General features: G+C 64.2%; 14 protein-coding genes and 1 tRNA gene. 7 read left to right on the top strand and 8 right to left on the bottom strand.

Features of this window, described 5'->3' with window-relative positions; translation table 11 throughout:
• Positions 1-74 precede the first annotated feature (74 nt).
• The gene (locus tag FB597_RS07710; RefSeq protein WP_141913674.1) at positions 75-539 is read right to left on the bottom strand and encodes a MarR family winged helix-turn-helix transcriptional regulator; all 465 of its coding nucleotides are present in this window, start codon (positions 537-539) and stop codon (positions 75-77) included.
• Between the two features lie 32 nt (positions 540-571).
• Here FB597_RS07710 and FB597_RS07705 point away from each other — a divergent pair, with 32 nt between their 5' ends.
• Both FB597_RS07705 and FB597_RS07695 read left to right on the top strand, forming a co-directional pair.
• Positions 572-1,315: a siderophore-interacting protein gene (locus tag FB597_RS07705; protein ID WP_141913675.1), complete on the top strand. Its 744-nt coding sequence runs from the start codon at positions 572-574 to the stop codon at positions 1,313-1,315.
• A 180-nt stretch (positions 1,316-1,495) separates the two neighbouring features.
• Complete coding sequence (locus FB597_RS07695) at positions 1,496-2,383, top strand: LysR family transcriptional regulator (RefSeq protein WP_141913677.1); 888 nt, start codon at positions 1,496-1,498, stop codon at positions 2,381-2,383.
• A gap of 85 nt (positions 2,384-2,468) precedes the next feature.
• Here the strand turns inward: FB597_RS07695 and FB597_RS07690 are convergent, their stop codons facing one another.
• From FB597_RS07690 to FB597_RS07670, 5 genes are all read right to left on the bottom strand, one after another.
• Positions 2,469-2,837 (bottom strand): hypothetical protein, encoded by a 369-nt coding sequence (locus FB597_RS07690; RefSeq protein ID WP_141913678.1) that lies wholly within the window; start codon positions 2,835-2,837, stop codon positions 2,469-2,471.
• A gap of 162 nt (positions 2,838-2,999) precedes the next feature.
• Positions 3,000-3,782: a 16S rRNA (adenine(1518)-N(6)/adenine(1519)-N(6))-dimethyltransferase RsmA gene (gene rsmA / locus FB597_RS07685; protein ID WP_144768976.1), complete on the bottom strand. Its 783-nt coding sequence runs from the start codon at positions 3,780-3,782 to the stop codon at positions 3,000-3,002.
• On the bottom strand, positions 3,779-4,810 hold the full coding sequence (pdxA, locus tag FB597_RS07680) for a 4-hydroxythreonine-4-phosphate dehydrogenase PdxA (protein WP_144768974.1): 1,032 nt from the start codon (positions 4,808-4,810) through the stop codon (positions 3,779-3,781). The genes rsmA and pdxA overlap by 4 nt, the downstream gene beginning before the upstream one ends.
• A 134-nt stretch (positions 4,811-4,944) precedes the next feature.
• Positions 4,945-6,447: a peptidylprolyl isomerase gene (locus FB597_RS07675; RefSeq protein ID WP_144768971.1), complete on the bottom strand. Its 1,503-nt coding sequence runs from the start codon at positions 6,445-6,447 to the stop codon at positions 4,945-4,947.
• A 26-nt stretch (positions 6,448-6,473) separates the two neighbouring features.
• Positions 6,474-8,744, bottom strand: coding sequence for an LPS-assembly protein LptD (locus FB597_RS07670; RefSeq protein WP_144768969.1), 2,271 nt, complete (start codon positions 8,742-8,744; stop codon positions 6,474-6,476).
• Between the two features lie 97 nt (positions 8,745-8,841).
• On the opposite strand from FB597_RS07670, the gene FB597_RS07665 reads away from it, so the two are divergent.
• The 5 genes from FB597_RS07665 (at position 8,842) to upp (ending at position 13,887) form a co-directional block, all read left to right on the top strand.
• Positions 8,842-9,873, top strand: coding sequence for an aminoglycoside phosphotransferase family protein (locus FB597_RS07665; RefSeq protein ID WP_144768967.1), 1,032 nt, complete (start codon positions 8,842-8,844; stop codon positions 9,871-9,873).
• Positions 9,874-9,885: 12 nt separating this feature from the next.
• Complete coding sequence (murU, locus tag FB597_RS07660; protein WP_141913684.1) at positions 9,886-10,602, top strand: N-acetylmuramate alpha-1-phosphate uridylyltransferase MurU; 717 nt, start codon at positions 9,886-9,888, stop codon at positions 10,600-10,602.
• Positions 10,599-11,945, top strand: coding sequence for a Xaa-Pro aminopeptidase (pepP, locus tag FB597_RS07655; RefSeq protein WP_144768965.1), 1,347 nt, complete (start codon positions 10,599-10,601; stop codon positions 11,943-11,945). The genes murU and pepP overlap by 4 nt, the downstream gene beginning before the upstream one ends.
• Positions 11,946-11,985: 40 nt before the next feature.
• Positions 11,986-13,134 (top strand): FAD-dependent monooxygenase, encoded by a 1,149-nt coding sequence (locus FB597_RS07650; RefSeq protein ID WP_144768963.1) that lies wholly within the window; start codon positions 11,986-11,988, stop codon positions 13,132-13,134.
• 105 nt (positions 13,135-13,239) lie between these two features.
• Positions 13,240-13,887: a uracil phosphoribosyltransferase gene (upp, locus tag FB597_RS07645; protein WP_141913687.1), complete on the top strand. Its 648-nt coding sequence runs from the start codon at positions 13,240-13,242 to the stop codon at positions 13,885-13,887.
• Between the two features lie 86 nt (positions 13,888-13,973).
• On the opposite strand, the gene FB597_RS07640 is transcribed toward upp, so the two are convergent.
• Both FB597_RS07640 and FB597_RS07635 read right to left on the bottom strand, forming a co-directional pair.
• Positions 13,974-14,049, bottom strand: a tRNA-Thr gene (locus tag FB597_RS07640).
• A 25-nt stretch (positions 14,050-14,074) separates the two neighbouring features.
• A complete protein-coding gene (locus FB597_RS07635) occupies positions 14,075-14,566 on the bottom strand; it encodes a ClpXP protease specificity-enhancing factor (RefSeq protein ID WP_144768961.1) in 492 nt (163 codons plus the stop codon).
• Positions 14,567-14,698 lie beyond the last annotated feature (132 nt).

Raw genomic sequence — 14,698 nt, 5'->3', positions numbered from 1 at the left:
CCGTATTGTAGACGCACTGGATGTTTCGTGCCCCGTGGCGCCTTCGGGACAAGCACGGCAGGATCGGGAGAAATTCAGTCTTGCCGTTCCAGGTTTCCCTGCACGATCTTGAGCAGCGCGACCAGCTCATCGCATTGCTTTTCCGATAAGCCCTCCACTGCCTGCGCCAGGATCCGGGACCCGGTCTTTTTCAATTGGCGCTGCAGCGCCCGGCCTTCCTTGCTGAGCTGCAAGCGCACGGAGCGGCGATCTTGCGCGTCTTCCCTCGCCTCCAGATAGTTCTTGTCCCGCAAGCCGCGGATGAGCCGCGTCAGCTGGGCCTTGTCGCGCCCGGAATGCGCCACCAGGTCGCTCAGCGTGGCGTCGGGGTGTTGCGCAAAGTAATCCAGCACGCGGCTTTCCATATGCGTAATGCCGCGCTCGTCCTCGCGGAAAACCTGTAAGCGACTGGCGCGGTACAAGTGCATGACCGTATGGATGGCCTCAAAGACCTTATCGGCAGCAGGTGATTGGTTGACTTTATCAACTTGATTTTTCATAATGGTAGATATTATCAACTAAATAGGCTTCCATGGATACCATCAATACACCGTCGCGTGCAGTGCAACGTGTCCGCCATGACGTCAAATTCCGCGACGTCACCGTCTCGCGCATCCGCCAGACCGGCGCCAACATGCTCAGCATCACATTCAAGGGCGAGGCCTTGTCGGATTTCGTTTCGCTGTCGTTTGACGACCACGTCAAATTCATCTTTCCGGATGCCGCCGGCGTCCCGGTGCGGCGCGACTATACGCCAATCGATCATGACGAGCAACGCAATGAAATCACGCTGGAATTCGCCTTGCATGCCGAAGGCGCCGCCACCGACTGGGCGCGCCGGGCCAAGGTCGGCATGACGGCGGTGATCGCCGGGCCGCGCGGCTCCATGATCATCCCCGCCGATTATGACTGGCACCTGCTGGTGGGCGACCTGTCTGCCTTGCCGGCGATCAGCCGCCGCCTCAAGGAACTGCCGGCGGGCGCGCGCGTGCGGGCGGTCATCGAGATTGCCCACATGGGCGATATCCGCCAGTTCGACAGCCAGGCGCAAGTCGACGTGAAATGGGTGACCAACGGCGCCGAAGCCTTGGCCGACATCCGCGCATGGCAATTGCCGGCCGGCGAGGGTTACGTCTGGGGCGCGGGTGAAGCGGCGACGATGGCCCAACTGCGCGCCTTGCTGCTCAACGAAAAACAGCACTCCAAGGATGCCATGCGCATTTCCGCCTATTGGAAACGCGGCGCCTCCGACTTCCACGAGAAGCTGGATCAATAGATCGAAGGAAAAATCCGGCCGCGCAAGGTCTTGGCCGCCGCCATGTTGCTCAAGGCCGGCATCCCTTCTCCTGCCTCTGGCGGGTCTTCAGTCCGCAGTCGAATGGAGCGGTCACAGGACCGGACATCCATGAAGTAGAATGGCATCAATCCACAATGCCATGAAAGTTGCTCATACATCATGTTGGAACGCATCCATTTATCCATCGTCCAGGAAGTCGAGCGGCAAGGTTCGCTGACCGCCGCCGCCCAGATCCTGTGTGTCACGCAATCGGCGCTGAGCCACAGCATGAAGAAGCTGGAACAGCAACTGGGCACCGATATCTGGCTGCGCGAGGGACGCAGCCTGCGGCTCACGCAAGCCGGCCAATACCTGCTGGCCGTAGCCAACCGCGTGCTGCCGCAACTGGACCTGGCCGAGGGCAGGCTGCGCCAGTTCGCCCAGGGCGAACGCGGCGCATTGCGCATCGGCATGGAATGCCATCCTTGTTACCAATGGCTGTTGAAGGTGGTGTCGCCTTATCTGGAGGCATGGCCGGATGTGGATGTGGACGTGAAACAGAAATTCCAGTTCGGCGGCATCGGCGCGCTGTTCGGCTATGAGATCGACCTGCTGGTCACGCCGGACCCGCTGTACAAGCCCGGCCTGGTCTTCGAACCGGTCTTCGATTACGAACAGGTGCTGGTCGTGGCCGGCAACCACAAGCTGGCCGGCGCCGCTTATGTGAAACCGCAGCAACTGCTGGATGAAGTACTGGTCACGTATCCCGTTCCGACCGACCGCCTGGATATCTACAATCAATTCCTGTCGCCGGCGGGCGTCACGCCCAAACGGCACAAGGCCATCGAAACCACCGACATCATGCTGCAGATGGTCGCCAGCGGACGCGGCGTCGCCGCCCTGCCGCGCTGGCTGGTGGAAGAATACGCCGACAAGATGGACGTGGCGCCGGTGCGGCTGGGCAAGCACGGCATCGCCAAGCAGATCTTCCTCGGCGCGCGCGAAACCGAAGTCGGCATCGATTACCTGCATGCTTTCATCGAGCTGGCGCGAAACGCTGGCGCCTGAACCCCGGCTCCAGGAGCACAATGAAAAACGGGCAAGCCGCGTGGCTTGCCCGTTTTTTCCTCAAGACTGCGATTTACCGCATCGCTTAACGGCCGTAGTAGTACGGACGGTCGTCATAGCGGTAGGAGCGCACTTCGGTGCGTTCTACGTAGCGCACCGGGCGCGGCGCGTAATAGCGCGGCTGCTCGTAGTACACGGGCTGCGGCGCCTGGTAATAAACCGGCTGCGGCGGGGCTTGGTAGTACACCTGTTGCGGCGGAGCCTGGTAGACCGGCTGGGCTGGAACCGAATTGGCGATCAGCGAACCGATGGCGACCGCGCCGATGATGCCGGCAGCGATGGCGACGCCGTTATTGCCGCCGTGGTCACGCGCCATGGCGGGCGCGCTGACGACTGCTGCCGAGGCGAGAAGGGTTGTTGCGATCAGAACCGTTGCGATTTTTTTGCTGGCCATGATTGGCTCCTGTCAAATGAGTCCGCTATGTTGTCGCGGCACGATTCAACTATATGCCAACAAATCTCGAAATCCATCGATTCTGTGACTTGGTTACAGTTCTTACGAGTCGTACCCCGAATGTGACTATTTGCAACCGGATACGCACAAAGGCGGCGTTTTTCAGGTCTTGCGGTTGCCCAGCAGATTGGCCAGCGCCACGAACTGCGCCACCGGCACCGCTTCCGGGCGGGCTTGCGGGTCGACGCCGGCCTGGCGCAATTCCTCTTCGGTGAACAAACCCGCCACGCAGTTGCGGATCACCTTGCGGCGCTGGGAGAAGGCTTTGGTGACCACCTGCGCCAGCAAGTTCTCATCGCAGGGCATGGGCTGCGCCAGCGGAATCATGCGGACAATGGCCGAGTCCACCTTCGGCGGCGGGTCGAATGCGGCGGGCGGCACCACGAACAGCAATTCCATGTGATAGCGCCATTGCAGCATCACCGACAGGCGCCCGTAAGCCTTGCCGCCCGGTTCGGCCACCATGCGTTCCACCACTTCCTTTTGCAGCATGAAATGCTGGTCGCGCACCTGCGGCGCAATGCTGGCCAGATGAAACAGCAAGGGGCTGGAAATGTTATACGGCAGGTTGCCGACCACCCGCAACTTTTGCCCGTCAGGCACCGGAATGCTGCCGAAGTCGAACTTCAATGCGTCGGCCGAATGCACCGTCAGGCGTGCCGGGTCGAAGCGTTTTTGCAGGCGCTCGACCAGGTCGCGGTCGAGCTCGACCACGTGCAGGTGCTTGAGGGAGTCGAGCAGCAGGGAAGTCATCGCCGCCAGGCCGGGGCCGATCTCGACCATGGCATCGTCCGGCTGGGGCTCGATGCAACGGATGATGTCGTACAGGACGGTGTCGTCGGTCAGGAAATTCTGGCCGAAACGTTTGCGGGGGATGTGTTTCATAGCTTGCCTTGGTTGCGCGCCATCTCGGCGGCGGCGCGGATCGCCACCGTCATGCTGCCGTGGTCGGCATGGCCCAGCCCGCGCGCGGCCAGGTCCAGTGCGGTGCCGTGGTCGACCGAGGTGCGAATCAGCGGCAGTCCCAGCGTGATATTGATGCCGTGGCCGAAGCTGGCGAACTTGAGCACCGGCAGCCCTTGGTCGTGGTACATCGCCAGCACGCAATCGGCGCCTTCCAGGTACTTGGGCTGGAACAGCGTATCGGCCGGATACGGGCCGCGCGCATCGATGCCGCGCTGCTGCGCCGCCTGCAGCGCCGGCGCGATGACGTCGATTTCCTCGCGGCCGAGATAGCCGTTCTCGCCGGCATGCGGATTCAGGCCGGTGACCAGGATGCGCGGCGCGGCGATGCCGAACTTGGCGCGCAAGTCGGACTGGAGGATATCCAGCGTGTGCGCCAGGCTGTCGCCGGTGATGGCGGCCGGCACATCCTTCAAGGCCAGGTGCGTAGTGGCCAACGCCACGCGCAGATGCGGCGCATGTGACGTGGCTGCGCCGGCCAGCATCATCACCACGTGCGGCGTATGCGTGGCTGCGGCCAGGTATTCGGTATGGCCTGAAAACGCCACGCCGGCGTCGTTGATGGTGCTCTTTTGCAGCGGCGCGGTGACGATCGCGGCAAAGCCGCCGCTCATCGCCCCTTCGACTGCGAGATCCAGCGCCTGCAGCACGGCGCGGCCATTGCGCGCATCAAGCTGGCCAGGACGCACCGGTTCCGCCACCGGGCAGTCGATGACGGTCAGGCAATCGGCCGGGAAGTCCGGCAAGCCGCTGTTGCGCCAGGCCTGTATCGACAGTGCGGCGACCCGCATCTGCGGGTCGATGCCTTGCGCGGTTTGCGCCAGCAAGGCGGCATCGCCCAACAGTACGCAACGTACTTCAGCGCGCAACTCCCAGGCCGCGCGCAGCGAAATTTCGGGGCCGATGCCTGCCGGTTCGCCGCAGGTGAGCGCGATGATGGGTCGATTCATGGCGTTGGAAAATCCCTCGTCAAAAAAAGCAAGAGCCGGCACCAGGGCCGGCTTCTTGCTGGGCTCTCATGCAGGCGACGCCAGATGCACAGGCGCGCAGCGCCGCTTGCAACGGGCGCCGCGCGCTGGCCGCATCAGTCGTCGTTACGGTACTCGACATAGGCGCGGTCGCGGATCTGGCGCATCCAGTCTTCGGTGGCCTCCTCGATCTTGCGCTCGCGGATGGCCTGGCGAGCCGCCTGGCGGGTACGCTCCTTGGAAGCGTCGTCGGTCTTGCGCTCAACCACCTGGATCAGGTGGAAGCCGAACGGCGATTCGATCGGCTGGCTGACCTCGCCCGGCTTCAACTGGTCCATCGCACGCTCGAACTCGGGTACGGTATCGCCCGGGTATACCCAGCCCAGGTCGCCGCCCTTGGCCGCCGACAAGTCGTTCGAATACAGCTTGGCCAGTTCTTCGAAGGTAGCCGAACCGTGGTCCAGGCGTTCCTTCAGTTCGGCCAGCTTGCGCTTGGCGTCGGCCGCGGTGACCACCTGGTTGACCTTGATCAGGATGTGGCGCACATGGGTCTGCTGGACTGCCGGCGCGGCGGCTTGCTGGTTGCCGGCGGCGCGGCGGCCGACCAGTTTCAGGATGTGGAAGCCGTTGCCGCTCTTGAGAATCGCGCTGACCTGCCCCTCCTGCAACTGGGACACGCCATCCAGGAACAGTTGCGGCAAGCGCTCGGCCGGACGCCAGCCGAGGTCGCCGCCGGTCAGGGCATCCGTGGCGTCGGAGTAGGTCGCGGCCGTCTTGGCGAAGTCGGCGCCGGTCTTCAACTGGCGCAACACGTCTTCGGCCCGTTCGCGGCGCGCGGCCAGTTGTTCCGGCGAGGCGTTCTCGGGCACGCGGATCAGGATCTGGGCGATGTCCAGCTCCTGGTGCTCGCCGCCGGCATTGGCTTCGGCGGCCAGGTAGTTGTCGATTTCGGATTCGGTGACGGTGACCTTGTTGTCGACTTCACGCTCGCGCAGGCGCTGGCTCAGGATTTCACGCCGGATTTCCTCGCGGAAGGTTGCGTAGACCATGCCTTCCTTTTCCAGGCGGGCACGGAATTCCGGCATCGACATCTTGTTCTGCTCGGCGATTCGCTGCATGGCGCGATCCAGCATGGCGTCATCGACCACGATGCCGCTTTCCTTGGCCATCTGCGCCTGGGCGCGCTCGACAATCATGCGCTCGACCAGCTGGCGCACCAATTGATTGCGCGGAGGCACTTGCACGTTCTGCGCAGCCATGCGCTGTTCGACACTGGCCAGGCGCTCGGCCACTTCCTGGCGCGTGATGACCTCGTTGTTGACCACCACCATGATGGAGTCGACCGGCCTGGGTTCCTGCGATGCGCGGGCGGCTGGGGCCCGCGCCGGCGCCGCTGCAGGCGGCGTCGCCATCGGCGCGGCAGCCGGCCTGGTTGCCGCAGGCTTGGCCGCGGGCGCCGCAGCCGGCTTGGCGGGCGCCTGTTGCTCCATTTCCGACGGTGCAACCGGGATGATGGTCGTCGCAAATTGCGCCTGCGCATTGCCGATCACGCCCAGCATGCACAGCAGCGCGGTCACTGTTTTGGTTTTTGCGAGGAGTGGTGTACGCATATTACGCATGGATAAGCACTTGGGTCAGGAAAGGGTTAGAAGTTGTCGTTCGCGGTGCTGTCAGGCAAATTCACGTTCTGATAGCCGGGAACGCTGCTCTTGAGCGCATCCAACGGATTGGAACCGATCTTCGAGAAGCCGTTGAGTTCCAACTGTACAAAGAAACCGGTCGACGCCTTGGTGGAGGAAGTCGGGATCCGCTGCGCCACCACGCGGAACACCCAGCAGTCGGCCTTGTACTCCATGCCCAGCAGGCCTTCGGCCACGGTCTTGTCGGGAATCGAGTAGTTGATACGGCCCACAGCATACCAGCGTTGCGACACCGGCCATTGTCCGGAGACGTCAACCTGCTTGAGCGGTCCCTGCGCACCGGTGTAAGGATTCACATAAGTGCGGTCCAGCCGGTATTGCAGGTTCAGCACGCGCTTGGGCGCCGGCTGCCAGCGCACGCCGAAGGTGGAGCGCACCATCTGGCGCAGGGTCTCGCTGTATTGCACCGTATTGTCGGTCGAGAACTCCTTGGAAATCTGTCCGCCCAGCGCCAGCAGCAGGTCGGATTTGCTGCCCAGCGTGGTCGAGGTCGTGCCGCTCAAGGCGACCTTGGGATCGGCGAAGTAATAGCGCTGCCCCGCCGCCATGCGCAGGCGCTCCAGGCCATTTTCCTCGATCAGGCGCGAGGTGATGGCGGCGGTCAGCTGGTTGGCGTCGCTGATGCGGTCATTGCCCGAGAAGCGGTTCTCGCTGAAGATCTGCGCGAAGTTGAAGTCGGCCAGGCCCGAATCGAAATTGGGGAGCTGCGACTGGTCGCGGTACGGCGTACGCACATAGAACAGGCGCGGTTCCAGGGTCTGGGTCATGCTGCGGCCGAGCAGCGTCGATTCGCGCTCGAAGACCAGGCCGGAGTCCAGCGACACCGTCGGCAGCGTGCGCGAGAAGCTGGTGGGCTGCCCCACGCCGACGTTGTTGAGGCGATAGCTGGTGGCGTCCAGGGTCAGCTTGGGCGTGATGAAGTAGCCCGGGCGCACCCACGGATAGGCCACCGTCTGCGTGATGAAGCCGCGGTCGCCGCCGACCAGGTCGCCGCTGGAGAAGCGCGTGAAGTCGGCCGTGGTGGTGAAGTCGAAACCGCCGACATCGTAGCGGCTGCCGCTGAATACGATCTGCGGCACACGGTCGTAAGGCTTGGTGATCGGGTTGTCCACGTCTTGCAGCAACTGGTACTTGGAAACGTGCCCGTACAGGCTCCAGTAGGTGCTGGAATAGGTCAGGCTGACGTCGCGCGTGAGCAGGCGCTGGGTGCTGCCCGTGATCGAATGGGCGAAGTCCGACGGGTAGTCGTTATCGGACGCCTTGTTCAGGTTCCAGGCCAGGGCCAATCCCGGCGCCAGGGTCTGGTTATGCAACGAAGACAGCGAGTAGCGGCCGGTGCCGGTCACACGGTCCTGGATGCCTTCCACGTAAGTGGTGCCGGAATAGGTATCGCCCAGGTAGCGCGTTTCCGCCCCCAGTTGCAGGCCGCGGCGGACGATGTACTTCGGGACCAGCGTCAAGTCGTAGTTAGGCGCCAGGTTGAAATAGTAAGGCACCGACAACTCGGCGCCGCCGGTCGAGGTCATGCCGTAGGTCGGCGGCAGCACGCCGGATTTGCGCTCGCCTGACAGCGGGAACGACATCCAGGGCGAACCGAGGATGGGCACGTCCTTGAAGTACAGCACGCCGCCCCGCATGGTGCCGACATCGCGTCCGCTATCGAGATCCATGGTGTTGGCGCGCAGGTACCAGTCCGGATCGGTCGCTTCACAGGTGCTGTAGGTGCCCTGCGTCACTTCCGCCTGGTCGTTGGACAGGAAATCGATGCGCTCGGCCTTGCCGCGCCCGCCATTCTTGCCGAGCAGGTAAGTCGGATTGGTCACGAAACCGGCGCCGGATTCCATATTCATCTGCGCATGGTCGCCGGTGTATTGGTCTTGCAGCCGCCGCATCCATACGTGGCCGGTGGCCTCGACCTCATCCTGGATGATGCGGTATTCCGCGCGGTCGGCCTTGATGGTGGTGCTGCCCTTGACCACTTCGACGTCCCGATCCAGGTTCACCTGGCGGTCGGGGCGTCCGGTCATCTGCTCGGCGCTCACGTTGACGGGCGCATCCTGGTCGTCGGCCGGCGCCGCCGGCTTGGGCGCCGTCATCTGCGCATGCACCGCAAGCGGCAGCAGGCCTGAGGCGGATGCCACCACCGCCGACGAAAGCAGGCGCGCCAACCGCCAATTGACAGTGCGTTCAGAGAGAGACTTGGAAAACCGGATCATGAAAAGAGTGGCAAGACACCGTGCAGGCGGATTTTTTGAAGTTAATCCCTTATTATATGGGAACTCAACCACATCAAACGAATTCCTCAGATAGTTCATGTCTTCCCCAAGTTCTTCCCCCGATCGCCGTTTATCCGATTTGCAAGCCTGGCTCGACACCCTCGCCGCCACCCCGGTGCTGTCTTCCACCTTGCGCCCGGCATCGGCCGATGCCAGCTTCCGCCGCTATTTCCGGGTGGACACGCCGGACGGCGGCACCGCCATCGCGATGGATGCGCCGCCGCCGCAAGAAGATGTGCGCCCCTTCATCCATGTCGCCGGCCTGTTCGGCGCCACCGGCGTGACGGTGCCGAAGATCCTGGCGCAAGACACCGAACGCGGTTTCCTGCTGCTCACGGACCTGGGTTCGACCACCTACCTGCACCAGCTCACCGCAGGCAGCGCGCCCAAACTATACATGGATGCGATCGAAGCCTTGGTACTTTTACAAGCGCAAAGCCGGCCCGACGCCCTGCCCGAGTACGACCGCCCGTTGCTGCTGCGCGAACTGGAACTGTTCCGCGAGTGGTATATCGACCGCCACCTGGGCGTGACGCTGAGCGACGAACAGAACGCGGTGCTGACCAAGACCTTCGACACCATCCTGGCCAACAACCTGGCGCAACCGCAGGTCTACGTGCACCGCGACTATCATTCGCGCAACCTGATGGTGCTGCCCACGGGCAACCCCGGCATCCTGGATTTCCAGGACGCGGTCTACGGCCCCATCACCTACGACCTGGTCTCGCTGCTGCGCGACGCCTACATCCAGTGGGACGAGGAGCTGGTGCTGGACTGGGCCATCCGCTACTGGGAAAAGGCGCGCCGCGCCGGCCTGCCGGTCGCGCCCGACATCGACAGTTTCTACCGCGACTTCGAATGGATGGGCCTGCAGCGCCACCTCAAGGTGCTGGGCATCTTCGCCCGCCTGTACCACCGCGACGGCAAGGACGGCTACCTGAAGGACATGCCGCTGGTCATGGAATACACGCTCAAGACCGCGCGCCGCTATGTCGCCTTCACACCGCTGGTGCGCCTGATCGAAAAGCTCGAGCAGGAACACGCGCCCAAGTTCGGCTATACGTTCTAAGGGTCCATGCACATGAAAGCCATGATCTTCGCAGCCGGCCGCGGCGAGCGCATGCGCCCGCTGACCGACACCTGCCCCAAGCCGCTGCTGAAAGTGCGCGGCCGCCCGCTGATCGTATGGCAAATCCTGTCGCTGGTGCGCGCCGGCATCACCGAGATCGTCATCAATCACGCCCACCTGGGCCAGCAGATCGAGGAAGCGCTGGGCGACGGCGGCAAGTTCGGCGCACAATTGCATTACTCGCCTGAAGACAGCGCGCTGGAAACCGCCGGCGGCATTGCCAAGGCGCGTCATCTGCTGGGCGAGGCGCCCTTCGTGGCCGTCTCGGGCGACATCTGGTGCCCGCACTTCGACTACGAGCAGGTCAAGACCGTGCTGGAAGACGAAGACCCGTGGGGCAACCCGCTGCCGTTGGACAAGCGCGACGTGGCCTGGATCTGGCTGGTCAAGAATCCGCCGTTCCATCCGGATGGCGACTTCGCGCTCAACAATTTCTCCATCGCCAATGAAGGCGAGAACAAGCTGACCTTCGCCAACATCGGGGTCTACCGTCCGCAGATGTTCGACGCCATCGCGCCCGGCCAGCACGCCAAGCTCGGCCCGCTGCTGCGCGAATACGCCGCGCGCGGCCAGGTCGGCGGCGACGTCTACCGCGGCGACTGGCACAACGTCGGCACCATCGATCAACTGGAAGCACTCAATCAGCCGCCAGGAGGCATACGTCCATGAGCTTCAACGCCACGCCCTTCGCCGAACGCCGCGCCCGCCTCATCGCCAGCATGCAACAGGCCGGCGGCGGGGTCGCCATCATCCCGACCGCGCCGGAAGTCATGCGCAACCGCGATGCCGACTATCCCTACCGCCACGACAGCTATTTCTACTACCTGAGCGGCTTCACCGAACCCGAAGCGGTGCTGGTGCTGGTGGCGGGCAAGGAAAACCGCAGCATCCTGTTCTGCCGCGACAAGAACCTGGAGCGCGAAATCTGGGACGGCTACCGCTTCGGCCCCCAGGCGGCGCAGCAGGAATTCGGCTTCGACGCCTCCCATCCCATCGACGAGCTCGACAAAAGCATGCCGGCGTTGCTGGCCGATGCCCCCGCCGTCTATTACGCGCTGGGCCACGACGACCGCCGCGATGCCCAGCTGCAGCGCTGGCTGCAAGGCGTGCGCGCCCTCGCGCGCAGCGGCGTGGCGGCGCCCGGCTCGATCGTCGACGTCAGCGTCCTGCTGGACGACATGCGCCTGTTCAAGGACGCCTTCGAGATCGACCTGATGAAGCGCGCCGGCATCATCTCGGCCGAAGCCCATTGCCGCGCCATGCGCCTGTCCCGCCCCGGCCTGCGCGAATACCACCTGGAAGCCGAACTGCTGCACGAATTCCGCCGCAACGGTTCGCAATATCCGGCCTACGGTTCCATCGTCGCCACCGGCGCCAATTCCTGCGTGCTGCACTACCGCGCCGGCGACGCCGAACTGAAGGACGGCGACCTGGTGCTCATCGACGCCGGCTGCGAACTGGACAGCTACGCTTCCGACATCACCCGCACCTTCCCGGCCAACGGCAAGTTCTCCGGCCCGCAGAGGGAGCTATACGACATCGTGCTGGCCGCGCAGAATGCCGCCGTCGCCGAAATCGTTCCCGGCAAGCGCTTCATGGACGGCCACGACGCCGCCGTGCGCGTGCTGGCGCAAGGCATGCTCGACACAGGCCTGCTGGACAAGAACAAGGTCGGCTCGCTGCAGGACGTGATCGAGAAAGGGGACTACCGCCAGTTCTACATGCACCGCACCGGCCACTGGCTGGGCATGGACGTGCACGACGTCGGCGACTACCGCGACCCGCCGGCCGCCGACGGCAGCAAGCCCTGGCGCACGCTGCAACCGGGCATGGTGCTGACCGTCGAGCCGGGCATCTACGTGCGCCCGGGCGAAGGCGTGCCGGAACAATACTGGAACATCGGCATCCGCATCGAGGACGATGCCCACGTCACGCCCACCGGCTGCGAACTGCTGACCACCGGCGTGCCGAGCAAGGCCGACGACATCGAAGCGTTGATGCGCCAGGGCTGACCCGACGCCGCCGCATCACCCGACATCTATTTCCCGCGCCATGCACATCGCCGACTTCGACCTGATCATCTGCGGCGGCGGCCCGGTAGGCCTGTGCGCCGCCGGCCTGCTGGCGCGCCGCGGACTGGATGCCGCGCGCATCGCGCTGGTCGACCTGAAAACGCCGGAACAGGCCGCCGCCGATCCGCGCACCATCGCCCTCTCCTACGGCAGCCGCCAGATCATGGAAGAACTGGGCGGGTGGCATGGCGTGGAAAAAACCGCGACCGCCATCGAACAGATCCACGTCTCGCGCCGCGGCCATTTCGGCCGCACCCTGCTCGACTGCAAGGATTACGACCTGCCTGCCCTCGGCTATGTGGCCCGCTACGGCAGCATCAACCAGGCGCTGGCGACGGCTACCGGCGGCTTGGGGCTGAACCTGTTCCGCCCGGCCGAAGTGGTGGCGCTGGCCGAGGAACACGACCACGTCGCCGTCTCGCTGCAAGATGGCCGGGTGCTGCGCGCGACGCTGGCGATCCAGGCCGAGGGCGGCGTATTCGGCCAACAGCAGCAAAAAGGCGTACAGCGCGACTACCGGCAACTGGCGTTGATTACCCATGTGCACGCCGACCAGGCCGTCGCCCACCGCGCCTTCGAACGCTTTACCGATGAAGGGCCGCTGGCCCTGCTGCCGCAGGACGACGGCTACGCGCTGGTCTGGTGCGTGCGGCCCGCCACCGGCGAACGCCTGCTGGCGCTGGACGACGGCGCCTTCCTGGCGGCACTGAACCAGGCTTTCGGCGAGCGCATCGGCCGCTTCACCCGCACCGGACCGCGCCACTCCTATGCACTGGGCCTGAACGCCAAACCCGGACGGACGCAGCGCGTGGTCGCCATCGGCAATGCCGCCCAGACGCTGCACCCGGTGGCCGGCCAGGGCCTGAACCTCGGCCTGCGCGACGCCAGGGTACTGGCCGATATACTGGCGCGCGAACGGACACCGGAGGCATTGCAGCAATTCCACCATCGCCGCGGCCAGGACCGCGACCTGACCATCCGCCTGACCGACCTCATGGCCCGCATCTTCGCCAGCGCGCCGCAAGGCACGCCGGCGCAGGCGCTGCTGGGACTGTCGCTGGGCGCGATCGACCTGCTGCCCACGGCGCGCGGCCTGCTGGCCGGACAAATGATGTTCGGCCGGCGCTGATCGGCCATCCGCTTCTGCATGGTGCGATTCCGCCCCGGGCCGCGGCATGAGACAATGCCGCCATCGCGGCCCTGCCGCACCAACACAGCCCAATCGCCTTCCGCCATGAGACAAGATCCGCGCTTCAAGAACCTGTACATCCTCGACCACCCGCTGATCCAGCACAAGCTCACGCACATGCGCGACAAGCGCACGTCCACCCGCACCTTCCGCGACCTGCTGCGCGAAATCACCTTGCTGATGGGCTATGAAATCACGCGCGACCTGCCGCTGACCACCGAAACCATCGAGACTCCGCTGGTGAGCTACGAAGCCCCGGTGATCGCCGGCCGCAAGCTGGCCATCGTGCCGGTGCTGCGCGCCGGCGTCGGCATGAGCGATGGGCTGCTGGAATTGATCCCCTCGGCGCGCGTGGGACACATCGGCGTCTATCGCGACGAGAACCACCAGCCGGTCGAATACCTGGTGCGCCTGCCGGACCTGCAAGACCGCACCATGATCCTGTGCGACCCGATGGTCGCCACCGGCAACTCTGCCGTGTACGCCGTGGATGCGCTCAAGAAGCGCGGCGTACCGGCCGCGCACATCATGTTCGTGGCGCTGGTGGCCGCGCCGGAAGGCGTGCAAGTGTTCACCGATGCCCATCCGGACGTGAAGCTGTATGTGGCGTCGCTGGACTCGCACCTGGATAGCCATGCCTACATCGTCCCCGGCCTGGGCGATGCGGGCGACCGGATCTTCGGCACCAAATAAACTGGAGTCGCCACGCAACGTGGCGACAACCAGGCAAGAAAAAACCCATCATAACCAACTGGTCATGATGGGTTTTTTTCAGATTCTGGTGCTGGCTGCAGGACTTGAACCCGCCACCCCCTGATTACAAGTCAGGTGCTCTACCAGATGAGCTAAGCCAGCAAAAACTTTAGCCGGCGATTATAGCCTACTTGATGCGGGTAAGTACAGGGCGTCCGCCTTTTTTCGGTGGTTCCGGGTCGTCATCGCCTGGCGCTTCGGTTGTGGCCGGCTTTTTCTCGGGTTCGGATACCGGGACGGAAGACAGCATGGGGGCGCCCCCATCCTTTTCACTGTCTTGCCCGGCCTCGCTGGGCGCGGCGCCCAGGTCGGGCGCTTCGAAGGCCATGCCCTGCCCGTTCTCGCGAGCGTAGATGGCGATGACGTTCTCGACCGGGATCAGGATGTCCCTGGAAACGCCGCCAAAACGCGCGCTGAAGCGGATGCTGTCATTTTCCATCTTCAGGCCGCTGGTGGCTTCGAAACTGATATTGAGGACGATTTCGCCGTTCTTGACGAATTGCATCGGCACCCGCGTATGGCTGTCGACCACTACTGCGATGTGGGGGGTGAAGCCGTTGTCGGTGCACCACTCGTAAATGGCGCGCAGCAGATAGGGCTTGGTGGAAACTTCGGGCATGACTGGGTGTGTAGTGCGATGCACCGGCGTGGGCCTGCGCATCTGCCGGCATGGCCGGGGTGGAACTGCAAAACGGTCTGGACTGCTGCCGCCGTCCCGGCCAAAGGCGCGGGAACGGGCGGCATGTGCGAC

The organism is Herbaspirillum sp. SJZ099, assembly GCF_007828355.1.
GTDB lineage: Bacteria > Pseudomonadota > Gammaproteobacteria > Burkholderiales > Burkholderiaceae_D > Herbaspirillum.
The sequence above is the reverse complement of the archived record's forward strand: the minus strand, read 5'-3'. Positions and strand labels throughout refer to the sequence as shown.

Bases quoted from the DNA above. Each gene is read 5' to 3' on its own strand.
- FB597_RS07670 (WP_144768969.1), bottom strand. From the start codon at position 8,744: ATGATCCGGTTTTCCAAGTCTCTCTCTGAACGCACTGTCAATTGGCGG.
- FB597_RS07710 (WP_141913674.1), bottom strand. From the start codon at position 539: ATGAAAAATCAAGTTGATAAAGTCAACCAATCACCTGCTGCCGATAAG.
- FB597_RS07650 (WP_144768963.1), top strand. From the start codon at position 11,986: ATGCACATCGCCGACTTCGACCTGATCATCTGCGGCGGCGGCCCGGTA.
- FB597_RS07675 (WP_144768971.1), bottom strand. From the start codon at position 6,447: ATGCGTAATATGCGTACACCACTCCTCGCAAAAACCAAAACAGTGACC.
- pepP (WP_144768965.1), top strand. From the start codon at position 10,599: ATGAGCTTCAACGCCACGCCCTTCGCCGAACGCCGCGCCCGCCTCATC.
- FB597_RS07665 (WP_144768967.1), top strand. From the start codon at position 8,842: ATGTCTTCCCCAAGTTCTTCCCCCGATCGCCGTTTATCCGATTTGCAA.
- FB597_RS07635 (WP_144768961.1), bottom strand. From the start codon at position 14,566: ATGCCCGAAGTTTCCACCAAGCCCTATCTGCTGCGCGCCATTTACGAG.
- upp (WP_141913687.1), top strand. From the start codon at position 13,240: ATGAGACAAGATCCGCGCTTCAAGAACCTGTACATCCTCGACCACCCG.
- pdxA (WP_144768974.1), bottom strand. From the start codon at position 4,810: ATGAATCGACCCATCATCGCGCTCACCTGCGGCGAACCGGCAGGCATC.
- FB597_RS07695 (WP_141913677.1), top strand. From the start codon at position 1,496: ATGTTGGAACGCATCCATTTATCCATCGTCCAGGAAGTCGAGCGGCAA.
- FB597_RS07690 (WP_141913678.1), bottom strand. From the start codon at position 2,837: ATGGCCAGCAAAAAAATCGCAACGGTTCTGATCGCAACAACCCTTCTC.
- rsmA (WP_144768976.1), bottom strand. From the start codon at position 3,782: ATGAAACACATCCCCCGCAAACGTTTCGGCCAGAATTTCCTGACCGAC.
- FB597_RS07705 (WP_141913675.1), top strand. From the start codon at position 572: ATGGATACCATCAATACACCGTCGCGTGCAGTGCAACGTGTCCGCCAT.
- murU (WP_141913684.1), top strand. From the start codon at position 9,886: ATGAAAGCCATGATCTTCGCAGCCGGCCGCGGCGAGCGCATGCGCCCG.